The organism is Bradyrhizobium sp. BRP56 (assembly GCF_020194035.1).
GTDB classification, from domain to species: Bacteria; Pseudomonadota; Alphaproteobacteria; order Rhizobiales; family Xanthobacteraceae; genus Bradyrhizobium; species Bradyrhizobium australafricanum.
This window is the reverse complement of the sequence record NZ_JADYVV010000028.1, coordinates 37,883-52,787: the sequence shown is the minus strand read 5'-3', so window position 1 is coordinate 52,787 and position 14,905 is coordinate 37,883. Positions and strand designations below refer to the sequence as shown.

Sequence of the window (14,905 nt, the reverse complement as noted above, 5' to 3'; positions counted from 1 at the left end):
ACCATGACCACGCTTGCCAACACCACACAAAATCCGCTTGTCCGCGCGCTCGACAGGTCCGGCCTGCTGGCGGAGGATCTCGACTATCACATCGTCCGGGCCGCGATGGTGATCATGTTCTTGTTCTTCGGTTACCAGAAGTGGTTTCCGTACGAATTCGAACGGCTGGTCCCGTTCATCAGCAACGGGCCGCTGATCTGGTGGCTGTACCCAGCGTTCGGCCACGCCGGCGCCAGCTACTTCCTTGGCGCCTCGGAATGGACGTTCGGTTCGCTGCTGCTCGCGGGCTTCTGGGACAAGCGGCTCGGCGTGCTCGGCGCCCTCGGCTCGACCGGCACCTTCATCGCGACGGTCACCATCATTCCGTTCATGCCCGATGGCTGGGACGTTGCCGCCGGTGGCTTCCCCGCGATGACCGGTAACATGCCGTTCCTGATGAAGGACGTCGTTCTGCTCGCCGTCTCGCTCTACCTGCTGCGACAGGACGTGGTTCGTCTGATCAGGCAATAGCTGATCACGATTGATCGCCGGTGGGCCTCGGGCGTGCCGGCGATCGCGCGTGGTATTGAGCAGACGCAGCATTTCTCTCGAACACAACGACATGGCAGTCACTATGTTGCACGGGTCCGGCGGCGCCTGCTCCTTAAGGCCGAACCATAACCCATTGCCGAACTTGCATAATGCCGTGAAAATCGGCCACGCGCACCGCGCGATCGGCTGCGCTGCCGCCCGCTCGACGACGCACCGCCGCTTCCATGCACGAATGATCCGGTAGCTCTCCGGCCATGAACATAGTTCCGCCGCGCGGTCTGCGCTAAAAAGGAGCGCCGGTGTTGTTCTGGGGTGAGTTGATGAAGAAGGACGACGTCACATGCCCGCGTTGCGGGGCTGGATTCCGACGCCTTGAGCTGGCATCCGGGTCAGGAAGTGAGGGCGAGTATCGCTGCCCGGTTTGCGAGACGACCCTCGAGCAGTTCGATGGCGACAAGCTTGTCGCTTACCGCCTGACCATCCAACCCTCGATTCGCGGGTTGAAGACCTAGCGGCCCCGCTGCATGGAATGCCGGAGCAAATCTGGATCACGATCTCCGCTTCAGGACATAGCTGTCCATGATCCAGCCGTGCCGCTCACGTGCCTCTCGTCGCGCGGCAACGATGCGAGGGCCGATCTCTGCCAGTTCACCCGCCATGACGATCTGATCGGGCATGCTGAGATAGGCGCCCCACCAGATTTGCAGCCCGGCAGGATCCAGCGTCTGGAAGGCGGCGCCGCCGTCGAGCATCACGACCACGGTGTCGACGCCGGGCGGCCAGCCGCCCTCGCGCAGCCGCCGGCCGGTCGTGACGAGGAACGGCTCGCCGATCTCATTGAGCGGCAGCGCATGCGCCGCGCACAGCGCCTGGATCGACGTGATGCCGGGGATCACCTCGATCGATGGCAACGGATCGAGCCGTCGCGCAATCCGCAGGCTCGAATCGTAGAGCGAGGGATCGCCCCAGATCAGCAGGGCGACGCGTCCCTCCCCGCCGAGATGGCGCGCGATTTCCTTCGACCACGTCGCGGCGATCGCATCGTGCCAATCGTCCACGCCCTTGCGATAGTCCTCCTCACCGGCGTCACGCACCGGCAGGTCGAACTCGGCAATGCGTGTGCGGTCGTTGCTCAACGCTTCCGCGCAGATGGTGCGACGCAACTCGGCGAGATCCGACTTCGCCGTCCCCTTGCGCGGGATCAGGATCAGGTCGGCGGCATTGATCGCGGCGGTCGCAGCGAAAGTGAGCTGCCGGGGATCACCACAACCGATGCCGATCAGGGACAGCGTCAACATGGCCGCGTCACCCTCGCTCCGGCGCCAGCGCACCGAACAGAATGACGGCAGCCGCCGTGGCCGCGCCTGCCTGCGTGAGCTGTTCGGCCAGCGCTGCGATCGTGGTGCGAAGCAGCCGCTCGTCGGCGTGGCCGAGCGATTCCGCCAGCAGTGCGGGCGTGTCGGGCGCGAGGCCGTGCGCGATCAGCCTTGCGGCCAATGCCGGGAAGGTCCGCCGCCCCATATAGACGACGGTGGTCGCTTCCGGATCGGCCAGCGCCGCCAAGTTCAGGTCCGCGGGCAATTCGCCCGTCACATCGGCGCCGGTGACAAACTGGACCCGACGCGAGGTCAGCCGTCGCGTCAGCGGAATGCCGGCCTGCGCGGCGGCAACCGACGCCGAGGTCACGCCGGGAATGATCTCGTAGCCGATGCCGGCCACGCGCAGCGCTTCGATCTCCTCCTCGAGCCGTCCAAAAATGCCGGCGTCACCGGATTTCAGCCGCACCACCCGCACGCCGGCGGCGGCATAATCGACCAGCAGCCGGCTGACATGGTGCTGCTTCGCCGACAGGCGGCCGGCGCGCTTGCCGACCGCGACGAGATTGGCGCCGGCGCGCGCGAGATCGAGGATCGCGCCCGAAGCAAGATCGTCATAGAGCACCACATCGGCCTCGCGCAGCCGCGCCGCTCCCTTCATGGTCAGGAGTTCGGGATCGCCGGGACCGGCCGAGACGAAGGAAACGAATCCGCTCACCGGTCCTCCGCAATCAGATGGAAGAATGTACCCGTCGCACAGCCGCGCCGCGATCCGGTCTCCGCAACGATCGTACCGGTCGCATCACGCACCACCGCGAGCGGCGTGTCGGGCTGCGCGATGATCGTCGAATAGTGAAACTCGTGGCCGCGCAGGCGTGCGCCCGGGCCGTGGCCGGGCATCGGCGCGGCAAGCTCGGCGAGCCGGTAGCCCAGATGCATGCGGCGCTTGGCATAGCTCGTCTCAAGGCCGAGCAGGCCCGCCATCTCGTGGCGCACGCCGTCGGCGTCGGTCAGCGCGGCGCCCAGCACAATGTAGCCGCCGCATTCGCCATGCACCGGCCTGGTCTCGGCGAAGGCGCGGAGCTGCGCAAAAAATCGCCTGTTGGCCGCGAGTCGGCCGGCATGCAGTTCGGGATAGCCGCCGGGCAGCCAGCACACATCGGCATCCGCATCGGGGCCTTCATCCGCAAGCGGCGAGAACGTCACGATCTCAGCGCCGGCCGCGCGCCAGGCTTCCAGCATGTGCGGATAGACGAACGAGAATGCGGCATCGCGCGCCAGCGCAATGCGCTGGCCGGGCGGCGTGATGTCCAGGCTGGGCACGGCGGATTGCGGTGACCAGACCTCGGCCGATTTCAGCACGGCGTCGAGATCGACATGCTCGGCGACGAAGCGTGCGGCTTCGTCAATCAGACCGTCGATTTGAGCCTGCTCTTCGGCCTGTACCAGGCCGAGGTGACGCTTCGGCAAGGCGATCTCGGCGTGGCGCGGCAGCGATCCCAATACCGGAATGCCCGCACCTTCCATGGCATTGCGCACCAGCGCTTCATGCCGCGCGCTCGCGACGCGATTGAGGACGACGCCCGCAAGCCGAACGCCGGGGCGAAAATCACGCAATCCCGCCGCGACCGCCGCCGCGGTCTGCGCCTGACCGGAGGGATCGATCACCAGCAACACCGGCCACTCCATCATCTCGGCGATGTCGGCGGTGGCGCCGGTCCCCGAGACGCCACGCGCGGCGACGCCGTCGAACAGTCCCATCGAGCCTTCTGCCAGCACGAGGTCGGCATCCGCGCCCCGGCCTGCCAAATGCGCGATCGCTTCGCGCGCCATCGCCCAGCTATCGATGTTGACCGACGGGCGTCCGGTGGCGACCGCGTGAAAGGCGGGATCGATGTAATCAGGCCCGCTCTTGAGGCATTGTACCTTGAGACCACGATTGCGATAGGCGCGCGCCAACGCCAGGGTCAGCGTCGTCTTGCCGACACCGGATGCCGGCGCAGAGATGACGAGCCCCGCGGTCATTGCGATGATTCCGGAAAACGCGGCGTCGCCCCGACCGGACGGTAGCGGCGGTCGTAGTCGGCTGCATAGAGACGGCTCTCGGCGAATTCGTCCGCGCCGAGCGTCTTGCCGACCAGAATGAGCGCAGTGCGTTCGAGCTCGGAGCCGACGGCGGTATCGAGCGTCGCGAGCGTGGCGCGCACGATGCGCTGGTCCGGCCAGCTCGCGCGCCAGACGATCGCAACCGGGCAATCCGCGCCGTAATGCGGCGTGAGCTCGGCGATGACCTTGTCGAGCAGATGGATCGAAAGATGGATCGCCAGCACCGCGCCGGTCGCGGCAAAGGCTGCGAGCGTCTCGCCATCCGGCATCGCGCTCGCCCGGCCCGGCGTGCGCGTCAGCACCACCGATTGCGCAAGGCCCGGCAGCGTCAGCTCGGCCTCCAGCGCCGCCGCGGCCGCCGAGAAGGCCGGCACCCCGGGCGTGACTGAACACGGAATCTGCAACGCACGCAGCCGGCGCAGCTGCTCGCCCATCGCCGACCAGACCGACAGATCACCCGAATGCAGCCGCGCAACGTCCTTGCCCTCCGCATGCGCGGTCGCGATCTCGGCAATGATTTCGTCGAGCGACAGTGACGCGGTGTTGACGATGCGCGCATCCGGCGGACAATGCGCCAGTACACCTGAAGGCACCAGCGACCCGGCATAGAGACAAACCGGGCACGAGGCGATGAGATCGCGCCCGCGCAGGGTCAGCAAATCGGCAGCGCCAGGCCCTGCGCCGATGAAATGCACCGTCATTCGCCGTCTCCTTCCGCGATCGCCGCGATGGCCATCCGATCCTGTGACGCGGCCCTGACCGAGATCAGGCGCGCACCGCGCCCTGCTGCAGCGATTGCCGCAGCCTCGGCGACCGAGCCCGTTCCGAATCTTGCCTTGATGAACTCGGATTGCGTTGCAGTCCTTATCTCAGCCAGGATCCCGGCCGGAATGCTCCGGACCGGCAGCCCGAGTTCCCGCGCCAAGTCTCTCAATGCCGCCGCGTCGGCCTTGTCACTCACCGTCGCAACGGCCGCAAGGCCGTCGGAACCGCCGGCCGCGTCGAGCGCGTCGCGCAAGGACGCGACACTGGCATTGCGCCTGAATCCGAGACCAGCGACCTTCATCGGAGCGCGCTCCATTGCACGATCGGCCGTGCGGCCTTCCAGGCGCGATAGCGGCCCAATGGCTCGGCCTGCGCGATCTCGAGTCGCATCAACTCGCCGCCATGACGCTGGTGCAGATCGCAGAGCAGCGCCTCTGTCTCCAGGGTCACCGCATGCGCGACCAGCCGCGTGCCCGGCGCAATCCGCGACCAGATCGCATCGAACATCGCGGCGTCGAGGCCGCCACCGATGAACACGGCATCGGGCGCCGCGAGGTCCGATAAAGCGCCGGGCGCCTCGCCTTCGATGACTGTGATCCGATGCGTCAGGCCGAAGCTCGCCGCATTGCTGCGGATGTTGGCGGCGCGTTCGGTGCGGGCTTCGACGGCGATCGCCGTCCCTCCACACAGCGCCCATTCGATCGAGATCGAGCCCGAGCCCGCGCCGACATCCCACAGCCGCTCACCGGGCCGCGGCGCAAGCGCCGACAGCGCAAGCGCGCGGACCGGCCGCTTTGTCAGTTGCCCGTCATGCACAAAGAGCGCATCGGCAAGACCCGAGCTGCGTGCGATTCCCTGCGCTCCCCGCGCCTCCAGCGCGACTGCGACCAGGCTCTCGCCTGAATCACCCGCATACGAGTCGGCGCGATGCTGTGTGATGGATTCACGCGGTCCGCCAAGCGCCGCAAGCGTCCATATTGCCGACGCCCCCCAACCACGCTCCGTCAGCCAGCGCGCAAGGTCGGAAGCTGCCTTGCCGTCACGCAGCAGGCAGATGATCCGCGCATCGCGCACGAGATGCGGTAACAACCGTTCGAACGGTGCGGCATGAAGACCGAGACAGACACCATTCTCGATACGCCAGCCCAAACGAGCCGCCGCCAGTGAGAACGTCGACGGCGCGGAGTGCGCGACCCACTCACCGGCCTGCAGCTTCTCGACAAGGCTTCCGCCGACGCCATGCCAGAACGGATCGCCCGACGCGAGCACCACCGTCGGACGGCCGCGACAGCTCAGCACGATGTTCGCATCGAACGGCACCGGCCAGACACGGCCACGGTCGGCGATGCCGGCGAGCGCGAGATGCCGTTCGCCGCCGAAAACTGTTTCGGCTTCACGGAGCGCCTTTCGGCTTGCATCGGAGAGGCCGGCAAGGCCATCTTCGCCGATGCCGATGATGGTCAACCAGGGATTATCCATGATGCGCGCCCTGATCCTGGGCGGAACGGCCGATGCCAATCTGCTCGCCGCTGCGATCGCAAGCGCGGGGATCGACGCGGTCTATTCCTATGGCGGCCGCACCCGTGCGCCGGCTGACCAGCCATTGCCGGTCCGCAGCGGTGGTTTCGGCGGCGTCAGCGGTCTTGCCGACTATCTGCAACGCGAAGCCGTCACGCATGTGGTCGATGCGACGCATCCCTTCGCGGCCGAGATGAGCCGCAACGCCATCGCGGCGTGCGCGCAGACCGCAACGCCGCTGCTCGCGCTCGAACGCGCGCCCTGGGACAAAACCTCCGGCGATCGCTGGATCGAGGTCGCGGACGTCGTATCCGCAGCCGCGGCCTTGCCGGACACCCCCTCCCGCGTGTTCCTCGCGATCGGCCGCCAGCACGTCGCGCCGTTCGGCGCCCGGCCGCAGCATGCTTATACGTTGCGGTTCGTCGACCCGCCCGAGCAAGCGCTGCCATTGCCCGATGCCGACGTCATTGTGTCGCGCGGCCCCTTCACGCTCGAGGATGAGCTCGCGATGATGCGCGCGCGTCGCATCGAGTGGATCGTCGCCCGCAACTCCGGCGGAACCGGCGCGCGCGCCAAGATCGACGCCGCCCGCGTGCTCGGCCTTCCCGTCATCATGATCACACGGCCGCCACTGCCCGACAGGCTGCGGGTGGAAAGCGTGAGCGAGGTGATGCAATGGCTCGGTCATCGGACCTGCCTAGGCGCATAGACCCAGCGACCGACCCGCCGTGTCGCCGAATTGCCGACGATCACCAGCGTCCGCATGTCGGCCATCTCCGGCCTCGCGTCGCGCAGTTCGACCGTCTCGATCCGCTGCTCAGACGTGCTGACGGCGCGTGCGAACACCACGATCCGCTCGTCACAGCCCGCCTCGCGCAAGATCTCGAGCGCGCGCCCAAAACCTTCCGGCCGGCTGGCCGAGCGCGGATTGTACATTGCGATCGCGAAATCCGCTTCGGCCGCAAGCCGCAGGCGTTTCTCGATCAACGGCCATGGCTTGAGATTGTCGGAGAGATTGATCGCGCAGAAATCATGACCGAGCGGCGCGCCGGCGCTTGCGGCTGCCGCCAGCATCGCCGTCACGCCGGGCAGAACGCGGATCGGCAGGTCGTGCCATTGCGGCGCGTCCTCCAGCGCTTCGAACACGGCCGATGCCATCGCAAACACGCCGGGATCGCCCGAGGACACCACGACGACGTGGCCCCCTTCCGACGCGAGTCGCAGCGCGTCAGCGGCGCGCTGCAACTCCACGCGATTGTCCGAGGGATGCAGCGTGAGCCCGGCGCGCGGCGGCACGCGGGTCACATAGGGCGCATAGCCGACGATGTCGGTCGCAGCCGCGAGCGCAGCAGAGACCTCCGGCGTGATCAGCGCCTCATCGCCCGGTCCGAGCCCTGCGATGGTCAGCGTGCCGGTCATTGCGCGACCTCCCTGCGCCGCCCCTGCCCGTGCACCAGCACGATCGCAAAATAGGGACAATCGGCCTCGCCGACATCTGCAAGCCGTGCGACGCGCTGATCCGGCATGGTGCCGCGTTCGACGAGCCACGCATCATCGAGGCGCCCTGCGGATGCCAGCGCGCGGCGAATCTTCGGAAGATTGCGACCGGTCTTCATGACGACCAGCGCGTCGGAGCTGCGCATCCGCTCGGCGAGCTCCGCCTCCGGCAGCGTCCCCATCAGAACGGTCGTCACATCGTCGGCCAGCGCAATCGGCTGTCCCACCGAATTCCAGCAGCCGACCATCCCGGGAATGCCGGCGATCACCTCGATCTCGACACGACCCTGCAGCCGCGCATGCAGATGCATGAACGAGCCATAGAAATAGGGATCGCCCTCGCAGAGCACGACGATGTCGATCGCGCGCACAAATCGCGCCAGGCGCTCGGCCCATTCGTCATAGAAGTCGGCCAGCAGCCGCGCATAGTCCGGACTGTCGAACGCGATCTCGGTGGTGACCGGATATTCCATCGGATATTCGCTGACGTCTGCGGCGAGCAAGCCTTCGACAATGCGGCGTGCCTGCCCCGGCTGGCCCTTCTTGCGGAAATAGGCGACGTGCTTCGCGGCACGCACAACGCGGTCGGCGCGCAAGCTCATCAGGTCCGGATCGCCTGGGCCGAGGCCGCAGCAGATGATGCGTCCCATCGCTATTCGCTCCGGCTCGCCAGCGCATTGACGGCGGCAACCGTGATCGCCGAACCACCGAGCCGTCCCTCGACCGTTAGCGCCGGCACGGGGGGCTCAGCCATCAATGCCGCCTTGGATTCCGCCGCGCCGACAAAGCCGACCGGACAGCCGATGATCGCCGCCGGCTGTGGGCAATCGGGATCTTCCAGCATGTTGAGCAGATGGAACAGCGCCGTCGGCGCATTGCCGATCGCGACGATGGCGCCGGCCAGATGCGGCCGCCACAGCTCGAGCGCTGCCGCGGAGCGCGTGTTGCGCATCGATTGCGCGAGTGCAGGTACCTTGACATCGCCGAGCGTGCAGATGACGGCATTGCCGGCCGGCAGCCGCGCGCGCGTAATTCCCTCCGACACCATGCGCGCGTCGCAGAGGATTGGCGCGCCCTCCTGCAGGGCGGCTCGCGCGCGGGCGGCCATGCCCGATGTGAAGCGGACATGCGCTTCCAGGCCCACCATGCCGGCGGCATGAATCATGCGCACGACCACCGGCTCCTCGTCTGGCGTGAAGCGGGCAAGGTCGGCCTCGGAGCGGATGGTGGCAAAGGACTGGCGATAGATCGTCGCGCCATCGGTCTCGTAGACGTGCGGCATCAGCGGCCTCCCGTCAGCACAGAGGGATTTGCGACGAGGTACGAACTGCTCAACCCTCGGATGACAGGCGCATCCCGCGTCGTGCCGCGGCGGATCAGATCAAAGCCGTTGTCTGTCGCAACGAGGGTAACATCCGCAGAACCGGAATGGGCACAGCCCTTGGCGCAGCCGGAGACGTGAAGCCGCGCATCGAGTGGGATATGCCGCGCGAGCGCCGACGCCAGCATACGCGTATCCGCATGCGCATCGCCGCAGCGCGGTGCGCCGCTGCAGGCGACCACGCGCAGCCTCGGATCGCCGGCATCAGTCACGAGGTCCGCCCCACCCGGCATCTCGCGCATCCCCTCCACCAGCATCATCCGCCACGGCGTCATGCGGAGAGCCCGCGCGCAGCCGGAGAGATCGTTGAGCGTCTGGTGCGGCATCTGCCCGAAGGCGACGCCAACCATCGCGCCCACCGGATAGAGGCCAGGCGCAGGGGCCGCCGATCGGGCCACGGGCTCGGCATCGCCGCGAAGTGTCTCGGGAACGCTCGCGCCGCCCGCCAGATGAGCCGCCATCCGCCGTTTCTCACCCTTGGTTCCGCCGGAGGCGACGAACCACTCGGCCAGCGCCAGCGCCGCCTGCACCGCCTCGCTCCGCGTGACCGGAAGCCCGCGCGGTACGCCATCGGCCCGCACCAGCAGTCCCCGGTTGCGATCGCGCTCGATCCTGATATCGGCGGACGCATCCGCCAGCATCCGCGCATTGCCATCGTCGATTGCGAAGCCGAACTTGGTTGGAAGATCAAGCGAGGCACCGGCTAGCCCTTGCTCAAGCTCGGTCGCAAGCGAGCGCGTCTCGTCGGCGGCGGTCCAGAACGGCGTCACCAGAATGTTGCGCTGCGCCTCGGTATTCGAGTCCGTGTCCAGCAACCCGAACTCGGCGAGCCCATCGACCAGGGGCGGATAAGCTTCATCGCTGACGCCACGGATCTGGAGATTGGCGCGGCTGGTCAGGTCGATCAGGCCGTTGCCGTATCGCGCCGCCAGCTCGGCGATTCCCGCTGCCTGCGCCGCGTGCAGCCGTCCGCCGCGCGGGCGAATGCGCACCACGAGGCCATCGCCTGACTGCATCGGCCGCAGCGCGCCTGGACACCAGCCCTTGACCGCCACCGCGCTCATGAGGCCTCCTGCAGCGCAGCCGCGATCGAATTGCGCCGCGTCTGCCAGAGCGAGGCTTCATGCAATCTCGTGAAGCAGGTTTCGATCGCAGCCAGCGCCGCCGGGTTCTCGCGCGCCATGAAGCCGCGAACCTCGTCATTGCCGAGCGTCGCATCGTAGTAGAGATCGAACAGATGCGGCGGCACCGCGCCGGCAAGATGGGCGAACGCCGCCATGTGCTCCAACGTCGCTGTGATTTCGGCGGCACCACGGAAGCCATGGCGCATCATGCCCGCGATCCAGGCAGGGTTGGCCGCGCGCACTCGCACCACCCGTGAGATTTCCTCGGTCAACGCCCGGGCATGCGGCTGATCCGGCCGCGTCGCATCGAGGTGATAGAGCGATGGGGCTTTCGTGCCAAGGCGCCTCGCCGCCGCCGCGATGCCCGCCTCGTGCGCGGCGTAGTCGGCCGCCAGCAGCAGATCGGTCTCCGGCAGATCCTGGGTGTGAACAAAACTGTCCGCAGCCGCGAGCCGCGCCTCGATGCCGGCGCGATCGGGCCGCATCTCGCCGTCGGATGCGAGAGCCCACGACGATGCCGACAGCCATGCTTCGCCGGCCGCCTCGCGCGCCTCCGGTGTGAAGACGTCGGGGACCGACGAAATGCCAACGCCATAATGTCCGGGGCGAGGACCGAACACGCGCGCAATGCGCTGCCGGTAAGGATTCTCGTCCGCCTCATCGCTGCGTTCGGACAACGCCTCCGCCGCGGCTTCGAACAACTGGGCCAGCCCTGAGAAGACGTCGCGGAACAGCCCCGACACCCGCAGCGTGACGTCGATGCGGGGACGGCCGAGCTCCGCCGGCGCGATGATGTCGTAGCCCGACACCCGCCCCGATCCATGATCCCAGCGCGGCGCGATGCCGGCGAGGTGCAGGGCCATCGCAAAATCCTCGCCCGCGGTGCGCATCGTCGAGGAGCCCCAGAGGTCGACCACGAGTCCCTTCGGCCAGTCGCCGTGATCCTGCAAATGACGGCGCAGCAGCTCCTCGGCGAGTTTCACGCCTTGGGCATGCGCCGACGGCGTCGGCACCGCGCGCGGATCGACGGCAAACAGATTGCGTCCGGTCGGCAGCACGTCGCGACGTCCGCGATAGGGCGAGCCCGACGGCCCCGGCGCCACGCGCCGACCCGCGAGCGCATCGCGCAGCGCCGCCCTCTCCGCCTCGCCGCAAGCGCCCCGTCCGAACACATGCAAGCCGTCGCCGAACTGGCTTTCCTTGAGGTCGCAGACGAAACGATCGATCTGCGGAATGGCCTCGGCCGCCGAGACCGACGCGGCGAGACCGAGATCGTCCTCCAGCCCGGCGATGCGCGCTTCGTCGCGGATCGCGGCGATCAGGCGCTGCCGCCGCGCCGGATCGAGACCATCGGCGGTCGAATACTCATCGAGCAAGCGCTCGAGATTGCGCAAGCCTTCCGGCACCGCGGCCTTCGCGAGCGGCGGCGGCAGATGGCCGATCGTCACGGCACCGATCCGGCGCTTGGCCTGAGCGGCCTCGCCGGGATCGTTGACGATGAAGGGATAGACAACAGGCAGATCGCCGATCAGCGCCTCCGGCCAGCATGCGGACGACAGCGCAACCGACTTGCCGGGCAGCCATTCCAGCGTGCCATGCGCGCCGATGTGGACGACGGCATCGATGGCCTGCTGCCTGAGCCACAGATAGAATGCGACATAGGCATGGCGCGGCGTACGCGAGAGATCGTGATAGTCGGCGTCGCGCTGCCCCACCTCACCGCGCTCCGGCTGAACGGCAATGACCGATTTGCCGCAGCAGATCGCCGCGAAATGAAATGCGCCGTCACGGCAATCGGGATCATCTTCCGGCGCGCCCCATGCGCGGCTGAGATCGTCCTGCAGCAGCTCGGGAAGGCCGGAAAGCGCCGCGCGATAGTCGGCGACGTTCCACGTCAAATTCCTGCGCAAAAGAATGTCGCCCAGCGACTCCACCGGCTCAAGGTCAAATCCGGCGGCCGCGAGATCGGTCAGCAACGCCCCGACCGAGGCAAGCGCATCGAGGCCGACGGCATGCGCGATCTGATGCGGACGGCCGGGATAGTTCGAGAGCACCAGCGCAAGCCGCTTCTCCTGTGCCGGCTTGCTGGCAAGCCGATGCCAGGCGGCCACGCGTGCGGCAATTGCAGCGACGCGCTCGGCATCCGGTCGATGCGCAAGATGCGCGAATTGCAGCTCGGGATCGCGCTCACCAGGCGATTTGAAGCTGACGACGCCCGCCAACAGGCGGCCGTCGACCTCCGGCAGCACCACATGCATCGCGAGATCGCCGGGCGAGAGCCCGCGGAGCGACAAGGCCCAATCCTCGCGCCGCGCGGTCGACAGCGCGACCTGGAACACCGGGCATGATGCAGCGTCGAACGGCGTCGTGCCGTCGTCACCGGCCGCGGAAAACGCGGTCGCATTGACGATGGCCGCTGGAGCGCATTGCGCGAACTGAGCGCGCAGCCAGTCGGCCACGCCCGCCGCCTTCAGCGAGGTGACGAAGACACCGTGGGCATCAAAGCCCCTCTCACGCAATGCATCGATCAATGCATCGACCGGCGCCGTGTCGCCGGCCGCGAGGTAGGAACGATAAAACGTCACCAGCACGCGCGGCCGGCCGTCCGGTGCCGGCAACGCCGCGATGGCACCGCGCCGGGAATCGTAGACGCCGATCTCGGGAAGATCGATCTCGCCGACCACGGGTCCGGCATAAAGTCCGGACGCCAGCGCCAGTTGCGCGATCACGGCCTGCGCGGCAACGGGGCCGCCTTTGTCGCACAGTACCTTCAGACGGCGCAGCGTCGAGACCGGCAAGGTCGAGAATTCGTCGAGCCGCTGATCGTCGCGGCCATCCGCCGGCAGCACGACCAGGGCAATGCCGCGCTCCTTCGCCAGCCGATGCACCGCGGCCAGCCCGTATGACCAATAGGGCTCGCCGCCGATCAGCCGCACCAGGATGCCGCGGGCGTGCGAGAGCGTCCGCTCGATATAGGTATCCACCGACAGCGGATGGCGCAACTCCCCGAGGTTGGCGAGCCGCAGCGACGGCAGCGCGGCACGGCCGCGGCACCAGCCGGCCGCGAAGGCAGCAAGATCGCTGTCGGAAAACGACAACACCACGAGATCGGCCGGATCCTGGCCGAGGTCCCTTGGCGTCGCGGTCTCCTCAAGGCCGCGGCTCTCGCGGAAGACGACGTGCATCAGACACCAAGCCGTGCCCTGATCGCGGCTTCATCGATGTCGGCATGTTCGCCGATCACGACGAGCTTCGACTGCCGCGCCCGGGCACCCCAGGGCATGTCGAACTGATGCCGCACCCGCTCGCCGACCGATTGCACCAACAGCCGCATCGGCTTGCCTTCGACCGCGATGTAGCCCTTGGCGCGCAGCACGTTCTGCTCGCGCGCCAGCCCCTTGATCGAGGCGACCAACGCGTCGACATCCGAAACTTCCGGAAGATCGATCACGACGGAATTGAAATCGTCGTGCTCGTGTTCCTCCTCGCCATCGTGATGCGACGGCCGCGCCGCGAGGTCGTTTTCAGCCGCCGCCCCGAGCCCGAGGATCACGCGCGCGTCGATCGTGCCGTCGACGACAGGCAACATCGGCACCTCGCGCGGCATCTCGGCCGCGATCACCTCTTTCGCTGTCTTGATCCCCTCCGCCCCGGCGAGATCGGCCTTTGTCAGCAGCACGATATCGGCACAGGCGATCTGGTCCTCGAACACTTCCGACAGCGGCGTCTCGTGGTCGAGATTGTCGTCCGCTGCGCGCTGCGCATCCACCGCGGCCGGATCAGGCGCAAACCGGCCGGCGGCGACGGCCTCGGCGTCGGCGAGCGCGATCACGCCGTCGACCGTGATCCGCGAACGGATCTCCGGCCAGTCGAACGCTTTCAGCAGCGGCTTCGGCAGGGCGAGCCCGGAGGTTTCGATCACGATGTGATCGGGCTTCACGGCGCGCGCCAGCAACTGCTCCATCGCCGGGATGAAATCGTCGGCGACGGTGCAGCAGATGCAGCCATTGGCGAGCTCGACGATGTTCTCGGCCGGACAATTGGCGTCGGCGCACGACTTCAGGATGTCGCCGTCGACGCCTTCGCTGCCGAATTCGTTGACCAGCACCGCGAGCTTCTTGCCGTTGGCATTGCGGATCAGATGCTGGATCAGCGTCGTCTTGCCGGAGCCGAGGAAGCCGGTCACGACCGTGACGGGAATTTTGGCGAGCGTGGTCATTCTGCGGCCTCCGGCACGACGGCGATGGGTGGAATGCGGGCGAGCGATTGCTTGCGGAAGATTTCCGGACGGCTGCGCCACGGCACGATGCCGTCGGGCGCCGCCGCATAGGCGGAGGCACCGGCGATCACATCCGCGGCATTATCAGAGGACAGTCGGCCGTAGACATAGGACCAGCGCCCCGGCGCGCTGAGCGCGACCGAGCAGCCCTGGCTGCAGGCCGACAGGCATGCGACGGGAACCAGATTGACGTCATCGGGCACGCCGGCCTCGACAAGCGCGGCATGCAGGCGTGCACCGGGCGCGAGCTCACCTTCCGCCGGCGTCTGGCCGGCGCGGCAAGTGATGCAGACATGAAGTGTAACGCTCATCGCCCTTCCTGGATTGACAGCGGGAAGCGATGAGGCACACGAACCGATTTTCGACAGGTTCGTTCCCCGTCGCGGAA

The 14,905-nt window shown here is 67.5% G+C and carries 15 protein-coding genes; 2 read left to right on the top strand and 13 right to left on the bottom strand.

Translation table 11 applies throughout. From position 1 onward, the window contains the following. The first annotated feature begins 3 nt into the window (after positions 1-3). Positions 4-510 (top strand): DUF417 family protein, encoded by a 507-nt coding sequence (locus I6F38_RS20565; RefSeq protein WP_225161583.1) that lies wholly within the window; start codon positions 4-6, stop codon positions 508-510. A 569-nt stretch (positions 511-1,079) separates the two neighbouring features. On the opposite strand, the gene cobF is transcribed toward I6F38_RS20565, so the two are convergent. The 6 genes from cobF to cbiE are packed head-to-tail and all read right to left on the bottom strand — an operon-like array spanning position 1,080 to position 6,197. Continuing rightward, the gene (gene cobF, locus I6F38_RS20560; RefSeq protein WP_225161582.1) at positions 1,080-1,829 is read right to left on the bottom strand and encodes a precorrin-6A synthase (deacetylating); all 750 of its coding nucleotides are present in this window, start codon (positions 1,827-1,829) and stop codon (positions 1,080-1,082) included. Positions 1,830-1,836: 7 nt separating this feature from the next. Beyond that, positions 1,837-2,565, bottom strand: a complete 729-nt coding sequence (gene cobA, locus I6F38_RS20555; RefSeq protein ID WP_225161581.1) for a uroporphyrinogen-III C-methyltransferase — start codon at positions 2,563-2,565, stop codon at positions 1,837-1,839. Next, positions 2,562-3,872, bottom strand: a complete 1,311-nt coding sequence (locus I6F38_RS20550; RefSeq protein ID WP_225161580.1) for a cobyrinate a,c-diamide synthase — start codon at positions 3,870-3,872, stop codon at positions 2,562-2,564. The genes cobA and I6F38_RS20550 overlap by 4 nt, the downstream gene beginning before the upstream one ends. After that, positions 3,869-4,654 carry a precorrin-4 C(11)-methyltransferase gene (gene cobM / locus I6F38_RS20545; protein ID WP_225161579.1) on the bottom strand — a complete coding sequence of 262 codons (786 nt, stop codon included), beginning with the start codon at positions 4,652-4,654 and terminating at the stop codon, positions 3,869-3,871. The genes I6F38_RS20550 and cobM overlap by 4 nt, the downstream gene beginning before the upstream one ends. Further along, complete coding sequence (locus tag I6F38_RS20540) at positions 4,651-5,019, bottom strand: cobalamin biosynthesis protein (RefSeq protein ID WP_225161578.1); 369 nt, start codon at positions 5,017-5,019, stop codon at positions 4,651-4,653. Before I6F38_RS20540 ends, cobM begins: the two co-directional genes overlap by 4 nt. Then, positions 5,016-6,197 (bottom strand): precorrin-6y C5,15-methyltransferase (decarboxylating) subunit CbiE, encoded by a 1,182-nt coding sequence (gene cbiE / locus I6F38_RS20535; protein WP_225161577.1) that lies wholly within the window; start codon positions 6,195-6,197, stop codon positions 5,016-5,018. Before cbiE ends, I6F38_RS20540 begins: the two co-directional genes overlap by 4 nt. Between cbiE and I6F38_RS20530 the strand changes: the two genes are divergently transcribed. Beyond that, entirely contained in the window at positions 6,196-6,945 is a 750-nt protein-coding gene (locus I6F38_RS20530) for a cobalt-precorrin-6A reductase (protein WP_225161576.1), read from the top strand. The genes cbiE and I6F38_RS20530 overlap by 2 nt on opposite strands. Here I6F38_RS20530 and cobJ read toward each other — a convergent pair. Genes cobJ through I6F38_RS20495 form a run of 7 tightly spaced genes read right to left on the bottom strand, consistent with a single transcriptional unit; the run spans position 6,921 to position 14,828 of the window. After that, positions 6,921-7,655, bottom strand: a complete 735-nt coding sequence (cobJ, locus tag I6F38_RS20525; protein ID WP_225161575.1) for a precorrin-3B C(17)-methyltransferase — start codon at positions 7,653-7,655, stop codon at positions 6,921-6,923. The genes I6F38_RS20530 and cobJ overlap by 25 nt on opposite strands. Then, on the bottom strand, positions 7,652-8,383 hold the full coding sequence (locus tag I6F38_RS20520) for a precorrin-2 C(20)-methyltransferase (RefSeq protein WP_225161574.1): 732 nt from the start codon (positions 8,381-8,383) through the stop codon (positions 7,652-7,654). The genes cobJ and I6F38_RS20520 overlap by 4 nt, the downstream gene beginning before the upstream one ends. 2 nt (positions 8,384-8,385) lie before the next feature. Further along, on the bottom strand, positions 8,386-9,015 hold the full coding sequence (locus I6F38_RS20515) for a precorrin-8X methylmutase (RefSeq protein WP_225161573.1): 630 nt from the start codon (positions 9,013-9,015) through the stop codon (positions 8,386-8,388). Beyond that, entirely contained in the window at positions 9,015-10,178 is a 1,164-nt protein-coding gene (cobG, locus tag I6F38_RS20510; protein WP_225161572.1) for a precorrin-3B synthase, read from the bottom strand. Before cobG ends, I6F38_RS20515 begins: the two co-directional genes overlap by 1 nt. Then, positions 10,175-13,423 carry a cobaltochelatase subunit CobN gene (gene cobN / locus I6F38_RS20505; RefSeq protein WP_225161571.1) on the bottom strand — a complete coding sequence of 1,083 codons (3,249 nt, stop codon included), beginning with the start codon at positions 13,421-13,423 and terminating at the stop codon, positions 10,175-10,177. The genes cobG and cobN overlap by 4 nt, the downstream gene beginning before the upstream one ends. Further along, complete coding sequence (gene cobW, locus I6F38_RS20500; RefSeq protein WP_225161570.1) at positions 13,423-14,457, bottom strand: cobalamin biosynthesis protein CobW; 1,035 nt, start codon at positions 14,455-14,457, stop codon at positions 13,423-13,425. Before cobW ends, cobN begins: the two co-directional genes overlap by 1 nt. Beyond that, positions 14,454-14,828 (bottom strand): DUF1636 domain-containing protein, encoded by a 375-nt coding sequence (locus I6F38_RS20495; RefSeq protein WP_225161569.1) that lies wholly within the window; start codon positions 14,826-14,828, stop codon positions 14,454-14,456. Before I6F38_RS20495 ends, cobW begins: the two co-directional genes overlap by 4 nt. Positions 14,829-14,905 lie beyond the last annotated feature (77 nt).